This window comes from Chitinophaga oryziterrae, from assembly GCF_009758125.1.
Classification (GTDB): Bacteria; Bacteroidota; Bacteroidia; order Chitinophagales; family Chitinophagaceae; genus Chitinophaga; species Chitinophaga oryziterrae.
The window spans coordinates 148,322-162,847 of record NZ_WRXO01000012.1; the positions used below are offsets into that span (position 1 = coordinate 148,322).

General features: G+C 39.1%; 12 protein-coding genes. 6 read left to right on the forward strand and 6 right to left on the reverse strand.

Translation table 11 applies throughout. From position 1 onward, the window contains the following. Positions 1-64 precede the first annotated feature (64 nt). Entirely contained in the window at positions 65-811 is a 747-nt protein-coding gene (locus tag GO495_RS29220) for a hypothetical protein (RefSeq protein ID WP_157303493.1), read from the forward strand. Continuing rightward, complete coding sequence (locus GO495_RS29225; protein WP_157303494.1) at positions 795-1,415, forward strand: ATPase; 621 nt, start codon at positions 795-797, stop codon at positions 1,413-1,415. The genes GO495_RS29220 and GO495_RS29225 overlap by 17 nt, the downstream gene beginning before the upstream one ends. A gap of 444 nt (positions 1,416-1,859) precedes the next feature. Here the strand turns inward: GO495_RS29225 and GO495_RS29230 are convergent, their stop codons facing one another. From GO495_RS29230 to GO495_RS29240, 3 genes are all read right to left on the reverse strand, one after another. Then, positions 1,860-2,426: a hypothetical protein gene (locus GO495_RS29230; protein ID WP_157303495.1), complete on the reverse strand. Its 567-nt coding sequence runs from the start codon at positions 2,424-2,426 to the stop codon at positions 1,860-1,862. 168 nt (positions 2,427-2,594) lie between these two features. Continuing rightward, on the reverse strand, positions 2,595-2,915 hold the full coding sequence (locus GO495_RS29235; protein ID WP_157303496.1) for a LytR/AlgR family response regulator transcription factor: 321 nt from the start codon (positions 2,913-2,915) through the stop codon (positions 2,595-2,597). A gap of 104 nt (positions 2,916-3,019) precedes the next feature. Further along, positions 3,020-3,310 (reverse strand): hypothetical protein, encoded by a 291-nt coding sequence (locus tag GO495_RS29240; RefSeq protein ID WP_157303497.1) that lies wholly within the window; start codon positions 3,308-3,310, stop codon positions 3,020-3,022. A 564-nt stretch (positions 3,311-3,874) separates the two neighbouring features. Between GO495_RS29240 and GO495_RS29245 the strand changes: the two genes are divergently transcribed. After that, entirely contained in the window at positions 3,875-5,200 is a 1,326-nt protein-coding gene (locus GO495_RS29245; protein WP_157303498.1) for a hypothetical protein, read from the forward strand. Positions 5,201-5,323: 123 nt separating this feature from the next. Continuing rightward, a complete protein-coding gene (locus GO495_RS29250) occupies positions 5,324-5,587 on the forward strand; it encodes a hypothetical protein (RefSeq protein WP_157303499.1) in 264 nt (87 codons plus the stop codon). A gap of 48 nt (positions 5,588-5,635) precedes the next feature. On the opposite strand, the gene GO495_RS29255 is transcribed toward GO495_RS29250, so the two are convergent. Next, positions 5,636-7,777, reverse strand: a complete 2,142-nt coding sequence (locus tag GO495_RS29255) for a family 78 glycoside hydrolase catalytic domain (RefSeq protein ID WP_240915373.1) — start codon at positions 7,775-7,777, stop codon at positions 5,636-5,638. A 443-nt stretch (positions 7,778-8,220) separates the two neighbouring features. Here GO495_RS29255 and GO495_RS29260 point away from each other — a divergent pair, with 443 nt between their 5' ends. Then, the gene (locus tag GO495_RS29260; RefSeq protein WP_157303501.1) at positions 8,221-9,066 is read left to right on the forward strand and encodes a glycosyltransferase family 2 protein; all 846 of its coding nucleotides are present in this window, start codon (positions 8,221-8,223) and stop codon (positions 9,064-9,066) included. Between the two features lie 554 nt (positions 9,067-9,620). After that, positions 9,621-10,583, forward strand: coding sequence for a hypothetical protein (locus GO495_RS29265; RefSeq protein ID WP_170302743.1), 963 nt, complete (start codon positions 9,621-9,623; stop codon positions 10,581-10,583). Between the two features lie 7 nt (positions 10,584-10,590). On the opposite strand, the gene GO495_RS29270 is transcribed toward GO495_RS29265, so the two are convergent. After that, on the reverse strand, positions 10,591-13,200 hold the full coding sequence (locus tag GO495_RS29270; protein ID WP_157303503.1) for an outer membrane beta-barrel protein: 2,610 nt from the start codon (positions 13,198-13,200) through the stop codon (positions 10,591-10,593). A 132-nt stretch (positions 13,201-13,332) separates the two neighbouring features. Beyond that, positions 13,333-14,502 (reverse strand): acyltransferase family protein, encoded by a 1,170-nt coding sequence (locus GO495_RS29275; protein ID WP_157303504.1) that lies wholly within the window; start codon positions 14,500-14,502, stop codon positions 13,333-13,335. Positions 14,503-14,526: the final 24 nt, after the last annotated feature.

Consider the following 14,526-nt stretch of genomic DNA (forward strand, 5'->3'; position numbering starts at 1 on the left):
GAAATACGGCGGATGCTGAATTCATTCCCTCCGCAAATTTTTAAACCTTGAAAAAGCACATCAAATGACAGTGAATTACATCAAACATCTGAACACCGCTATGTCCAATTTTCACAAAGGAGGGCGAAGATTGCACGTGACTCATGCTGCGCTGTATGTCGCTTTATTTCATATCTGGAACCAATATCATTTTCAGGCTGAATTTCCTGTTATAAGGGAAGATGCTATGGGATACAGCAGGATAGGTTCCCGCAACACTTATCTGCGATGCCTTAAGGAGTTGCATAACTGCGGATTAATCACTTACACTCCCGGTGTTGATATAAACACCCCGGCATTGATCAGTATAACGCAATGGGGCGATGATGGGGAATTACTATTTGACAACCTTGTGAGCCGGGTCGTTTTTGATACGGGTGATAAGAATTACGGGGTTAAAAGAGAGCGGGGTACCCAGCCCCAAACTGAGCATCTACCCGGCTCAAAAAAGAGCCCTACTAATAAACAATATATAAACAATGTTAAACAAGAGAGCGTAAACGCGCTCACGCTCAAAAAAAAAGAAATAAAAAATCCTTCTCAGGAAGAGGTGGAAGGGTACTTCAACACTAACGGCCTGCCGCAGACTGAAGCCCGCAAATTTTTCTTCTATTACCAGGCCAGAGGCTGGATCGTTAAGGGAGCCCCTCTTCGCGACTGGGAATCCGCCGCGCGAAAATGGATGCTGAATACGGGATTCCTCAGCAACGAGGTTGCTACTCCAGGAAAATTACATGTCAATCAAAACAAACGTTATGACATCCCGCTATGATTACGACGCTCTCTTTCAGCACATTACGGGAGATGGTAAACGCATCTATGGGCCCGGATTTGAGATACCTGAGCTGGACCGGCCAGTGGTACGTAAGTTAATCGCTTATGTATTGCATGATGAAGTAGTTGCCCAGGAAGAAAATATTGTTTTCCACAAGGGTGTATTACTCACAGGGAATGTAGGTTGTGGCAAAACATCCCTGATGCATCTCATGAGAAACTTCAGTAAAGATTCCTTTAAGCCGGTGATCAAATCCTGTCAGGAGATCAGCATTGAGTTTAGCCATAAGGGTTATGAAACCATTACAAAGTATACTACCAATGCTTTTCATCCCTATAGCTGCGTACCCCGCATATATTGCTTTGATGACCTGGGACTGGAGACTCCTGTTAATTTCTGGGGAGATAAACTGAATGTGATGGTGAGGATTCTGTTGTCGAGATACGATCTGTTCATTTCGCATAAGATGTTGACACATGTTACCACAAATCTAAACGGCAATGAGTTGGAAGAGATTTATGGGAATCGTTTGAGAAGCAGGATGAGAGAGATGTTTAACCTCATCTCATTTGATCCTGATACAACGGATAAGAGAAAATAGTTTTAGAGTTTGCGTGATATATAATGGTTGGGTAGTCCTGCCTGACTCACGATTTTTGGCTCTGTTTTGAGGGTTTAACAAACAATAGCTATGAAAAACGGCCTGGTAATCCTGCCGGGCTGCTTTTATCCTTATGCAAAGAAATTAAATATAGGGTTAACAAATCAATCATGTAACCGACCTGGCAATCTTATCGGGTTGTTTTTATCCTTGTAAAAGAATTTTGTATTAGTGTTTTCTTGTTTTATGTAAACAGCCCGGTAATCGTGCCGGGCCGCTTTTATCCCTATACCAAGAAGTTCATTTCAGAATGGCTACGTAACCAGACCGGTAATCCTGCCGGACTGTCCATCGATTTTGAGGATACAGTTTTCATAGAACAGGCCTGGTAATCCTGCCGGGCCTTTATCAAAAAAGGGATTCATTGCTGAATCCTTTTTAACATTAAGGAACGATTGCCTCCCTCACGGTTTCATTTGCCGGCAGATCTTTAGCGGTTACCTGGACCTTCGAACCAGCCGTCGCGTTATTCAACGACGTGGCCGTATATTTCCAATCCAGTCCGTTCTCGGTCAGCACAGCATTTCCCAGTTCCACAAATGCACCCGCAGCAGTGGTGATGATCACCTGTACTGTTACGACTTTAAAATCGTCTACAGCACGAATAGTGATGGTATCACCTGGCTGGCCGTGGTAGGCTGTCGTGTTGATACTTTTAATCTCAGGGGCCTTAAAAGCATCTGCAAGCGCCACGTTATAGGCTGTCTGGTTGTTTTTCGCGGCCGCTGCATAGGCGGCTTTGGTAACAGGATTACTGATAGCCGCCAGCGCATATTTGCTGGAGATCTTAAACCTGTCCTGGATGTCCAGCTGGTTCTCTGTGGCGGGGATACTGCTGGCTCCTCTTTTCTTGCCAACGATAGTGTCTCCTTTTTTCTGTGTGAGCGTCATTTGTCTGCCCACAGTACCGGACAGGCCGGTCATGAAGATGTTGTTTTTTGTCTTTGCCATTGTAGCAGGTTTTAAAGATTAATAATTTACTGAGTGATACAAGAGGCGCCTCTCTCTTGTATCGGGCGCAGCCTCAGTATGGCAATATTAATCCTTCGGTTTCCTGTTTTTTCAGGAAACTATATGACCGCACTAAAATGTATAGATGAACACACTAAAAAAGCTATTTCACCTTAATATTTTTAAGCGGCGGAATAAGTTTTCCCGGTATTGTCTGGCGATGGGGATTTGTTTGTCTTCTATGAAAACAGTGTCTGTGTCTATATCGCGGATGCGATCCATAGGTATGATATAAGCACGGTGTACACGGCAGAAAAGATCCGTATTTAGCTCTGCTTCTATCTGGGTGAGTGTGGCATTTACAAGGTAGCTGCCATTCGTAGTAGTGACTTTGGAGTAGTTACCATCAGCTTCTATCAGCAGTATATCCTTACTGTTGATCCGGGTTAATAATTTGTACCTGACCTGGATGAAAATGTCTTCGTACATGGGGTAAATTTAATGTGTAATAAGCTAGTTATAAGGTACGATAAAACTCATCCTACGTTCATCCTACGTCCGGAACGTAGGATGAACGCAGGAGCACTGAATCTCTACCCTTGTTCCATATAATCTTTGATCGCGGTGTGATAAACACTTTTCCCTTCTGCTGCTTTATACGCTGCTTTTTTAACGGGATCATTCACAATCTCCCTTGCAAATTTAACCGCTTCTGCAAATTTTCGCTTCTCTTTCAGTTGTGATTCGGAAGGGATAATATTAGTCATATCCGGATACTTACTGACGTAAGTACTCTCTCCATACGTCCTGAAAACAATTTGTTTTAAGACAGCGCCGCGAAATCCTTTATAGCCTGTCCAGAGGGGGTTCGTAGTCTTTGCCATGGTTATTTGAGATGTACCCAAATTTACTGAATTATTTACTTTCTTTGGTACATTTATGGTAGATGTTTGAGATCCCAATTCGCCATAATTTAACTATTAAAATTTCACACATGGATGCGGTGGAAATGTATGGTGGAATAATTCCTATTGAAAAGACGTATAGTGAGAAATTGTTGAAGAGTTTGAATATTATTTGGGAGAGAGTTTGTATCAAAGTAAAGTGCCGCCTAAGTTCTCTAACTTTTTAGAGGTACTTTACCTCGTACAAACTCCCATAAAACTTAACCTATTCCGTTCCTAAAAAACTAGAACGGACAACCTAATAATCGAAAAATTTATTACCTTTTAGGATAACCCTGAACAGCTATGTTAACTTCTCCGACACAATCCCAACAAGAGAACCCGACTCTTCTACAATTTATTCTTAATAACAGAGTCAATAAAAGATATTTTGTAATAATGCTGATTGGCTGCATTGTACAATTTGTAGTTTTCAAAATATTGTATCCATTTCCGGATTTCATTTCAGATTCCTACAGCTATATAGACACCAATCTGTTCCATATGAAAGTTAATCTATGGCCGATTGGTTATTCTAAATTTATATGGATGATTCATCTGATAACACCCTCTCATGTTTTCCTTGTTTCCATTCAGTATCTGATATTGGAAATTGCACTATTATATTTCTTTTATTCTGTGCTGTATTTATACGGGCTTTCCAAACAAAATACAGTTATACTATTTATATTCTTATTTTTCAATCCGGCTTTTCTATATATTTCTAATTGCGTATTAAGTGATGCTATTTTTTGTGCCATAAGTATTGTCCTTTTCACACAATACTTATGGATGTTTCGTCGACCTATAATACAGAACCTAATTATTCAGGCATTACTAATAGGGCTCGCTTTTACTATCAGGTATACAGCCATCTACTATCCTGCTGCAAGCATTGTAGCTATTTTGCTTTCGGGATATAAATTGCCGGTTAAACTTACGGGAATCATTGCACCCTGGTTATTAATAATTCCCTTTATTATTTATACGAAACAAAAGACAAAAGAAGTAACGGGAACAGCAGAGTTTTCAGTCTTTGGCGGGTGGCAGATTGCTAACAATGCGCTGTATATGTATGGACATATTGACGTAGATAGTACTAAAATACCCGAAGGCACATTAGAACTTGACCGGGCTACGAAGAAATACTTTCACGAGAAGCCTCCAACTGAAGAAGATCTTGAAGAACTACCAGGGACATTTTTCATGAAAATGCCAGATGCAATACTAAAACCGTATATGATATCACGTTATAGTTTTGAGAATGCCCGAGGACAATTTAAGGCATGGGGACAAGTATCACCTATTTATAATAAATATGGCCGTTATCTTATTAAAGAGCATCCATTTGCCTTTGCCAGATATTATCTATGGTTAAATACGAAAAATTACTTTTCCCCCCATCTGGAAAAATTCGGGAATTATAATCTGGAAATGAAAACAGTATGGGAAGCTGTAGTCATCTGGTTTAATCTAAAAACTGACGTCGTTTATCGACTTCCAGTAACCCGATACCAGGGATTAATATTTATATTCTATAAGCCGTTTTGGGCAATGTTGAACTTCTATTTTCTATTATGCATTCTTAATCTACTTTTTACCGGTAAATACAAAAGATTTAGTCGGTTCTTCAAGATCTCCGTATTATTAGTAACTGCATTTCTACTATTAAACTTTGGGTTCAGCGTTTTTGCTACTCCAGTAGTACTTCGTTATCAGATTATTCCAATGATTCTTTTATTTTCTTTTTCTCTTTACTTATCGGAGCAATTGTTTGATAAAGAAACAGATAAAAATACAGCAAGTAATCAGCCAAAATTGGTTGATTGATAATAATTTACGCCCCCCTATTAGTAGTTGTTAATCGGAAATCCCTACGTTTTTTATATAGCTGGAAAGGGGAAATCCAAAACCTTAAAAATATTAGATAATTTTTCAACATAAACCATTTTTATGAAAGTCTCAAATTTCGTACTCCTTGGCGGAGCATTGACATTATTAGTAGGAAGTCTTTTTGCAACTAAAAACGCTAAAAACTTCAAAGCTACTACTACAGCCTATGCTGGCCCTCCATTTGTCGGTGCAAGACTTATATATCCGGATCACATAACAAGTACAATACTTCCGTCATACACGCTATTTTTAGGTACATCTAATGGCCGAGTAACATTATTTACTTCTCCTGCATTACTTAACAAGGCTTACTACAAGCCCTAAGATTCAGCATTATGAATTATTGCGCCAACAAGATGTTGGTGTAACAATTCATAACATTTTCGCAGTGACTGAAGCATTTATTCCTTCAAAGGTAAATTTACCTTCTCCGACTTCCACGTTCTCTTTACCGGGGACGTAGATAGTTGCTTTTGTACCGGCAGGTATCTCTATATGCATGATGACTTTTCCACCATCTATTTCCCAGTTAGAGACAATTCTACCTTGGGGGCAATTATACGAAGCTTTTACCCATGTCAATCCACCACCAGGCCTTGGCCGGATAATGATATTTTTATAGCCGGGGCTGGCAGCATCTATACCTGCCACCACCCTGTACAACCAGTCGCCAACAGCGCCGTAAGAATAATGATTGTAAGACGTAGCTTGCACAGTACTATCTGGTCTGATTGCATCCCATTTCTCCCAGATGGTTGTTGCGCCCATTTTCACAGGATAAAGCCAGGAAGGATAAGTATCTTGATTTAACAGATCATATGCAGTGCTGACATACCCATGTTTGCTCAGTGCATGTAACAAGTAAGGAGTACCTAAAAAACCAGTAGCCAAATGATTACTATTAGTCCGGACAAGTGCCTCTAATCGTCCGGCAGATTTCATCTCCAGACTATCCGGTAGCATATGAAGTTCTAAAGCCAGTACATAAGAGGTTTGAGTATTAGGCATAGTCTTTCCTTCCGGCTGCATATAATGTTGTAAAAAGGCTGTTTTAATTTGTTGTAGCAATGATGTATACTTACTCACATCATGATTATATCCCAAAACAGTACCTGCATTTATAAGCAACTGAGTAGAATACGCCCAGAAACACTGATTAATAAAAGGAAGCGAAGTGGAATCTCCCGGCGCAAGCCAGTCACCGTAACCATTGGCAGCCCATAAACCATTCTCACTCACGCTGTCGATATGGTCTACCCATGCTTTCATACTATTGTACTGATTACAAAGTATCGCACTATCGCCATATACCCAGTATATTGACCAGGGAATAATTGTAGCTGCGTCTCCCCATCCAGCCACTCCTAGCTTACGACTCTTTAATTTGCGGTAAATATTTGGTATGATATTGGGCACTGAACCATTATCCCGTTGATCCGCTTTCAGGTCTTCCAGCCATTTAGTATAAAACTGTTTAACATTATAGTTAAAACTGGCAGTACGAAAAAACACCTGCGCGTCACCAGTCCAGCCTAAACGTTCGCTACGCTGCGGACAATCAGTTGGGATATCCAGGAAGTTACTTTTCAAGCTCCATTCAATGTTATGTTGCAACTGATTAATCTTAGGATTAGAGCAACTGAAACTACCAGAAGGCGCCATGGCAGAATACAAAGCAACAGCAGTAAAATCTTTTGCCTGAACAATACAGCCCTCTACCTTTACATACCGAAACCCATGCCAGGTAAAATGAGGTTCAAAGGATTCCTCTCCATTACCCCTTAAAATGTAAATATCTGTTGCTGCCGCATCCCGTAAATTACCGGTATAAAAGTTCCCTTCCTTATCTAATACTTCTGCATGGAATAATTTAATGGTATCTCCGGGTTTGCCTTTCACCTTAAAATGAACCCACCCAGACATATTCTGACCAAAATCAATCACCTGCTCACCCTTATTTGTTTTAAAAACCTTTACAGGCTTAAAGACTTCTTGTTTTTTAACAGGCTCTGCGATGCTGGGAACTAATAACGCCTTGAAAGAATCAATAGGAGTAACACCATACCATTGCTTCGTGTCAACACCAGCATCATAAATTTCACCTCCATAAATATCCGAGTGTATAATAGGACCGGCCCCACTGCTCCAAGTATTATCAGATACAATCTGTTCTTTACTCCCATCTTTGAAAAGAATATCAATCTGGCAAAGCAGGGAAGCATCCTTTCCATAATTATCCCGTTCCATCAATCCACCAAAAGCGCCTCTATACCAGCCTTCTCCGATAGTAACCTGTAATTCATTATTGCCCTTCTTAAATTGATCCTTTATATTATATACCTGATACTGGATTCGTTTATCATAGCTTGTCCAACCGGGAGTGAAGTAAGCTTCCCCTATACGCTTGCTATTAAGAGATGCTTCATATATGCCATGTGCGGTTATTGACAGTGTTGCCGAGACTACAGACTTATCAAGTGTGATGGTCTTTTTAAAAACTGGACATGAACGCATCACAGAATCCTCTGTATAAACAGGAGTAATCCAAAAGGCCTTGGTACTCCATGTTGTTGTTTGCCCATGAACATTAGATATAGAGAGTAATATAATAACTAGTATACGATTCAAAAATGAGATCATCGGGTTAGAATTGGTTGAAATAATAAATATTATGCATTTTATAGAATAGTTCTTTAGCAATAGTTAACAGGTCGTTAATGTTCGTAATTTATATTCCATTGAGCTAAAGATATTACGCATCGTATTACAATGATAAATTGTAATAATAAATTTTCTTTAAGTTTTTTTTCTTCTGCGTAAATAATGCAGTAGGTATAACGAACTTTAGAATACCAGCAACAGCTATGAATATTTACCCTTGAATCTCACAATAATAGCCAACTTGTTTAACCCGGTTCGTAATAAAAACATATTCCTTTATTATTAAAACACAGACTATGATTAATGGTCAAAAAGTAGTTGTGGTTCTCCCCGCCTACAATGCCGATAAAACTCTCCGTATAACGTATGAAGAAATCGACAGAACACTCGTAGATGAAGTCATTCTGGTTGATGATGCCAGTAAAGATAATACGGTTGCTGTTGCCAAGGACATAGGTATCCACTATATTATCTGCCATGAAAAAAACAAAGGATATGGCGGTAACCAGAAATCCTGTTATCTGAAAGCCCTGGAATTGGGTGCTGATATTATCGTTATGTTACATCCCGATTATCAGTATACTCCCCTCCTGATAGCTCCAATGGTTTCTATTATAGCTAACGGAGTATATCCGGTAGTATTGGGATCAAGGATCTTAGGGATGGGTGCCCTTAAAGGAGGTATGCCCATCTATAAATATTTCTTCAACCGTTTACTGACAGTCAGTCAGAATATCCTGATGAGACAAAAATTATCTGAATACCATACTGGTTACCGGGCTTATCATAAGGATGTATTATTATCAGTCCCTTTCCAGAATGATTCGGATGATTTCATTTTTGACAATGAGCTACTGGCACAGATATTTTACAGAGGATATGAAGTAGCTGAAATTACATGCCCTACCAAATATTTTGAGGAAGCCTCGTCTATTAATTTTAAACGCAGCGCGATTTATGGTTTAGGCGTTTTACGTGTGAGCCTGCAATATTTTCTACAAAAAATGGGCATCTTAAACTCTAAGATTTTCAGGGGAATAACTCCGGATAATACCCATAACATTAATAAAGGTAAACACTCTCTTAAAAAGAGACTAAGAGGCCCTGTAGATAATAAAATGCATAGAACTAGAACTTCTTAGGATGGAATTAAATAAATCTCTTTGTGCATATTAAAACACCATTATTACCTATTAAATTCAAACAATATATCTGGCATAATAAGGAGAATCGGCTCTCCTTATTATTGTCTACTATATTATCTCTTATTTTGTTCTTCATATTTAAACAACTATATCCCTTTCCTAACTTCCTTCCGGATTCTTATTCTTATCTGGATGCGGCAATGCACAATCTCAACATTAACAGGTGGCCGGTAGGGTATTCAAAATTCCTGATTCTCATAGGTTTCATCACGCACTCAGATACAGGAACGACATTAATTCAATATTTAATCTTACAAACAAGTATCCTATTCTTACTCTTTACGCTAGGCTATTTATTGGAACCGGATAAACTGATCATGCGGATATTATTTGCGTTCCTGATATTAAATCCTCTATGGCTCTATATAAGCAATTTTATATCCAGTGATACATTGTTTGCTGCCCTTAGCTCCTTATGGTTTACCAGTTTATTATGGCTCATATGCCAACCTAACTTAAGAATGTTGATATTCCATACACTCGTTTTAAGTATGGCTTTCACAGTTCGGTACAATGCTTTGTATTATCCAATTATCAGTATCCTTGTAATCTTATTAATGCAGGAAAGTATAAAAACAAAAATTTTTCTCATTTTGATGTTATTAACTCCAATTTCCTTATTTGTCATTTACACGATTAGGACATACAAGGCAAATACAGGTATCACACAATTTTCCACTTTTGGTGGCTGGCAAATAGCGAGTAACGCATTATTCATGTATGCGCACATTCCCTCTCCTGGAGCAACTCCTATTCCTAAAGAGTTTAAAGAACTACACGACATTACTATTAAGCATATAGACTCATTGAAACACGTAAAACAACGCCCTGATAATGAATTAGGTATTTACTATCTATGGGATGACAATGCACCGCTAAAATTATATATGGCTCAAAAATATGCGCATGATACAATACCATATTTAAGGCAATGGGCACTAGTTCCTCCATTATATAAGAAATATGGATTATGGTTGATTTCCAAATATCCTATCGGATATGCTAGATATTACTTGTTACCTAATTTGAGAAACTATTGTTATCCGCCAACGGAATTTCTTGCAATTGATAATATTTACACTGACACGGTAGAACCGGCCGCAGTAAATTGGTTCAGATATAAGACTAATAAAGTAACAGCGCGGTCCAAAGACCGAAAAATCATTTTTACAGAATTATTTCCGCCAATCCTGACCATAATAAATCTGACCTTCTTCCTTACATTCATCTTCTTTATATTTTCACGTAAATTCAGGTTAGTAGATCCATATTACAGGAAGACCGTAATCATTGTCGCACTTGTATGGATATCTAATCTGATATTCAGTGTATTTGCTTCGCCTATTGTATTACGATACCAGCTATTTTCATTAATTTTTACATTTACTTTTAGTGGATTATTGGTGATGTCTATTATAGAGAATGTAACTAAAAGAGAATCGCATCCCTTATAGCAAATCATTATTTCCCCTTGAATAGTTTTAAATCGCATTGCAAAGTAAAAATGAAATATCTACCGGCAAGTTGGTTTCTACTTTCAGTCACCGTATTGCCGGAGATAGATTGCGACACACTAGCACCTTCATCCAGTAGATTATATCCTTGTAGACGGCAAGTAAGTCTACGCTTAAAGAAAGTCTTCTCCAGTGTGCCATTCAACATCAGAGGATTAGTATTCACGCCACCGCTGTAACCTGTGTTTAATTGTTTCCTTACATCTCCGGCTAACGAGAATGTTTTCAGGAAATATGCTTTAGCATTCATATTAAATGACCAGGTGGTGATATTCGTAATACTACTCTGTGCCATTGCATATACATTTCTGTTATAAGCATATCCGATACTACCTGATAACTCTAACCATTGCTGCAGCATGGTCCCTCTTACTGTCTGGGACAATGAGAGGTTTTGTGCTGCTTTCTTTACGTTATCAAGAAACAGAATGTTATTATTATAGAAACCACCACCATTCAGATGAAGGTTATACTTACCATCGCTGAACCTTTTTGACCATCCATAATTAAGTCCAACGTTATAATTACCGTCTGCATTCAGGAAACGGGTCTCCTGTTTTACCGTATTGAAACTATCTTTCACTAATACTACATTGGTAACAATATTGTCCTTTACGTAATTTCCGGAGAGAGATAAGAACAAGGTATTCAAGCCTATTGAACGGTAACTCAAAGAAGAGGAATGCGTAAAAGAAGTACGTAGATCGGGATTGCCGATTACCGGGAATTGTGCATTCGTCAGGTCTGCGACAGGCAGTAGCTGCTGGTAACTGGGAAGCCCCACGTTACCAGAGTAATTCAGCATCAGCATCGACTTTTTAGACAATTTGTGTTGCATAGAAAGGACTGGTACCAGTGGCGCACTGCGTTTGAATGCCCGCTGACCGGATATAATGCTGCTGCGTAGTAAAGAAGGTTGCAGGCGTACACCTAAAGTATAATCCAGCTTCCCTTTGTTACGCCGGTAATTGAGTTCAATCTGTTGTTGAATCATCGTATAAGAATACCGGTTACTAAGAGAGTCTATAAACGTTTTTTTGCCTCCCGGATTTACCCACCGTGTTTCTAACAGGTTAGAAGTTCTATTAGAATTGATTACATATTTTAACTCCAGACTGGAGAAAGAATCCAAAGGTTCTACATAGGATAATTGTGCAACTGTATTAAGATTTCCATTTGATTTATATAGCAACTGATGCAAAAGAGAATCTTTCAATACCGTATTATCAGCATTATAATAACGCAGGCTATCGTAGCTGTCCTGGTTGCTCTTATTATCTGCGTTATTAATGGAAAAATTTAATGATACTACCCTCCCCAGTCCCTTAAACCGATGCATGGCAAATCCGTTGACGCCAATAGCCGGAGCATTATTGGTCATATAATTGGATGTAAGCTGATCCTTATGCTGGAATCCTGTCTGGTTAGCGGACTGAATGCTGTTGTTGATGGATGAACTTCTGCTTAAATTCAGGTTAAAGTTCGCCAGTGTATTGATAGTAGGCTTATACTCTCCGCCACCGCCAAAACTGTAATTATCACTTCTGCTACTGCTATTACTTGTATTAGCACTGGAAAGTGTCCCTTCGCTAGTAACGGTCTGGACATTACTGGAAGATAACTGGCTACTCATATTATGCCCGGCATTAAAACCGGTGTTCACGACAAATGCTTTATTGATGTTGTTCCTGTAATTAATATTACCGGTAGAAGTCGTTACTTTCCCTGTCTGAGAACTTGTATTATTACTGTTACCCATTAAAGAAAATTGCTGCTCCTCGCTGAAATAATTTGTCATCAATCCGAGATTATGCCGGCCATCATTGCCTGCTCCCGCAATTGCTTTTCCCTGATAGGCTTTACTCAGGTCAGACTTCGTCTGAATATTAATGACATGTTGAGGTTCTCCTGTTTTTCGACCGGTTGCTCTTGCCATATCACCGTAGTCATCAATCAACTGGAGCTTATCGATCAAATCAACCGGTAACATACGTGTTAACGTTTTGATATCATCCACCATAAAGTCTTTCCCATTGATGCGGATCTTTGTGATCTTTTTACCCTGTGATATTATATTCCCATCCTGGTCCACTTCCATACCCGGCAATCGTTTTACAAGGTCTTCCACCACAGAGTTTGGCCTTAACTTATATTGATCTGCGCGGTACTCTATTGTATCTTCTTTCATGATAATAGACGATACCTTTCCTTTTACAACAATCTCATTCAGGTTATTGGTTTTCATTGTCATTGTGATCAAAGGAAGATCAATAACTGCGCCCGCATCTTTATATGAAAATTCTTTGTACCATGGATCATACCCCATGATAGTAATGCGTAACGTAAAAGTGGTTTGTTTTACTTTAGGGAACCTGAATTGCCCCTTTTCATTACTGGCAGTGTGCAGGCTATCTTTTCCTGCAATGAGCAATATATTTGCACCTATCATCTCCTGACCAGTACTGTCTTTTATACTTCCAGACACCGTATAGGTTGCCTGCGCACATAAAGCATGCACGCTAAACAGGAATGATATGAATAATAAGATTCTTTTCATACAAGACGATGAAGTACACAATGGAGTATATCCAAACCACGGGTTAATAGCTTGTTAAATTTTCCAATACGTGAGACCTGCTAATTATAGTTTTTCTTCAATGAAATTAACCAATTTCAGGGAGATCAATGTTTAAGAACGCGACAGGCTTAACAATTTCCTCCTGTCGTTTTCCTTATACAAAATATAATCCCTGATCCGAAGAAATGGTTTCTCTACTACATACCTCATTATTAGTGCTCCTATGACTGTTGTAACCATACAAATAAAAAACATCAAAGGCCCCTTTTCTGCTATTCCCCATTTACTACATTGCAGTTGAGTCAAATGAATAACACCTTTATGACACAAATAAATCGAATAAGATAGAATTGCTATACGAGATGAATTCCTTGAATTAAGTCTGTAAAGAAAACAAGACGGACTGATCGCTGCTGTTACAATTGCTCCATAAGCAATGGCGATCAAAGGAAATCCAAAAATCGTCGCATTGAATGATTCCTGATCCATACATAAGAAATAAGCGCATGCCAGTAATAATACCCCTATGATCAGAATAACATTCCCATATCTTGTGATCTTTTCCCTCACTGCCGGCCAGAACTGGAATATACCGGCGATACTTCCCCCCACCAGGAGGCTATCCAGCCTATTGTAAGTGGGATAATAGATCGCCCGGTACCATGCTACCCAGGAATCATCCGTCGCCTGGAATGGCACCACAAATTGCGTCCAGCTCATATATCGCAATGCGAACCCTGCTATGAATAATATGCCAATCAGCCAAGTAGATTTACGACCTGCTTTGAAATAAAGTAATACTGTAATGATCAAAGGCAATAATAAATAGAACTGCTCTTCTATACAAAGTGACCACGCATGAGAAAAAGTACCATTTGTTTTGAGGTTTAGCCCCAGGTTCTGTGTAAATGTCAGGAACTTCCATAACGGTGGTAATGCTTCCCTTTCCCTAAATACCGGGATACAAAAATAAAGAGCCACTACTACCAGGTAAGCCGGGATTATCCTGAAGAACCTCTTAAGAAAGAACTCCTTTAATGAGAACCCCTTCCCTATTGCAATTTTGCTGAATAGCTGCGCGGAGATCAGGTATCCGCTAAGGACGAAAAAAAGATCAACGCCTGTCCAGCCAAAAGCGAAAGCCTGGTCCATCCAGTCAGGATGCTTAAACATCCTGTAATGGAATAAGATAACGAATGTGATAGCGAATGTTCTGAGGTGATCTAATCCAAAAAGTTTGGTGTTCTCCGGCTTCCCGGGCAATGATACAGATTGAGACATATATTGAGGAACAGCGTATTCCAA

What these genes read in the sequence shown, in the direction of transcription:
- GO495_RS29250 (WP_157303499.1), top strand. Translation starts at nt 5,324, where the DNA reads ATGAAAGTCTCAAATTTCGTACTCCTTGGCGGAGCATTGACATTATTA.
- GO495_RS29240 (WP_157303497.1), bottom strand. Translation starts at nt 3,310, where the DNA reads ATGGCAAAGACTACGAACCCCCTCTGGACAGGCTATAAAGGATTTCGC.
- GO495_RS29225 (WP_157303494.1), top strand. Translation starts at nt 795, where the DNA reads ATGACATCCCGCTATGATTACGACGCTCTCTTTCAGCACATTACGGGA.
- GO495_RS29235 (WP_157303496.1), bottom strand. Translation starts at nt 2,915, where the DNA reads ATGTACGAAGACATTTTCATCCAGGTCAGGTACAAATTATTAACCCGG.
- GO495_RS29270 (WP_157303503.1), bottom strand. Translation starts at nt 13,200, where the DNA reads ATGAAAAGAATCTTATTATTCATATCATTCCTGTTTAGCGTGCATGCT.
- GO495_RS29255 (WP_240915373.1), bottom strand. Translation starts at nt 7,777, where the DNA reads ATGCGTTCATGTCCAGTTTTTAAAAAGACCATCACACTTGATAAGTCT.
- GO495_RS29220 (WP_157303493.1), top strand. Translation starts at nt 65, where the DNA reads ATGACAGTGAATTACATCAAACATCTGAACACCGCTATGTCCAATTTT.
- GO495_RS29230 (WP_157303495.1), bottom strand. Translation starts at nt 2,426, where the DNA reads ATGGCAAAGACAAAAAACAACATCTTCATGACCGGCCTGTCCGGTACT.
- GO495_RS29265 (WP_170302743.1), top strand. Translation starts at nt 9,621, where the DNA reads ATGGCTTTCACAGTTCGGTACAATGCTTTGTATTATCCAATTATCAGT.
- GO495_RS29245 (WP_157303498.1), top strand. Translation starts at nt 3,875, where the DNA reads ATGAAAGTTAATCTATGGCCGATTGGTTATTCTAAATTTATATGGATG.
- GO495_RS29260 (WP_157303501.1), top strand. Translation starts at nt 8,221, where the DNA reads ATGATTAATGGTCAAAAAGTAGTTGTGGTTCTCCCCGCCTACAATGCC.
- GO495_RS29275 (WP_157303504.1), bottom strand. Translation starts at nt 14,502, where the DNA reads ATGTCTCAATCTGTATCATTGCCCGGGAAGCCGGAGAACACCAAACTT.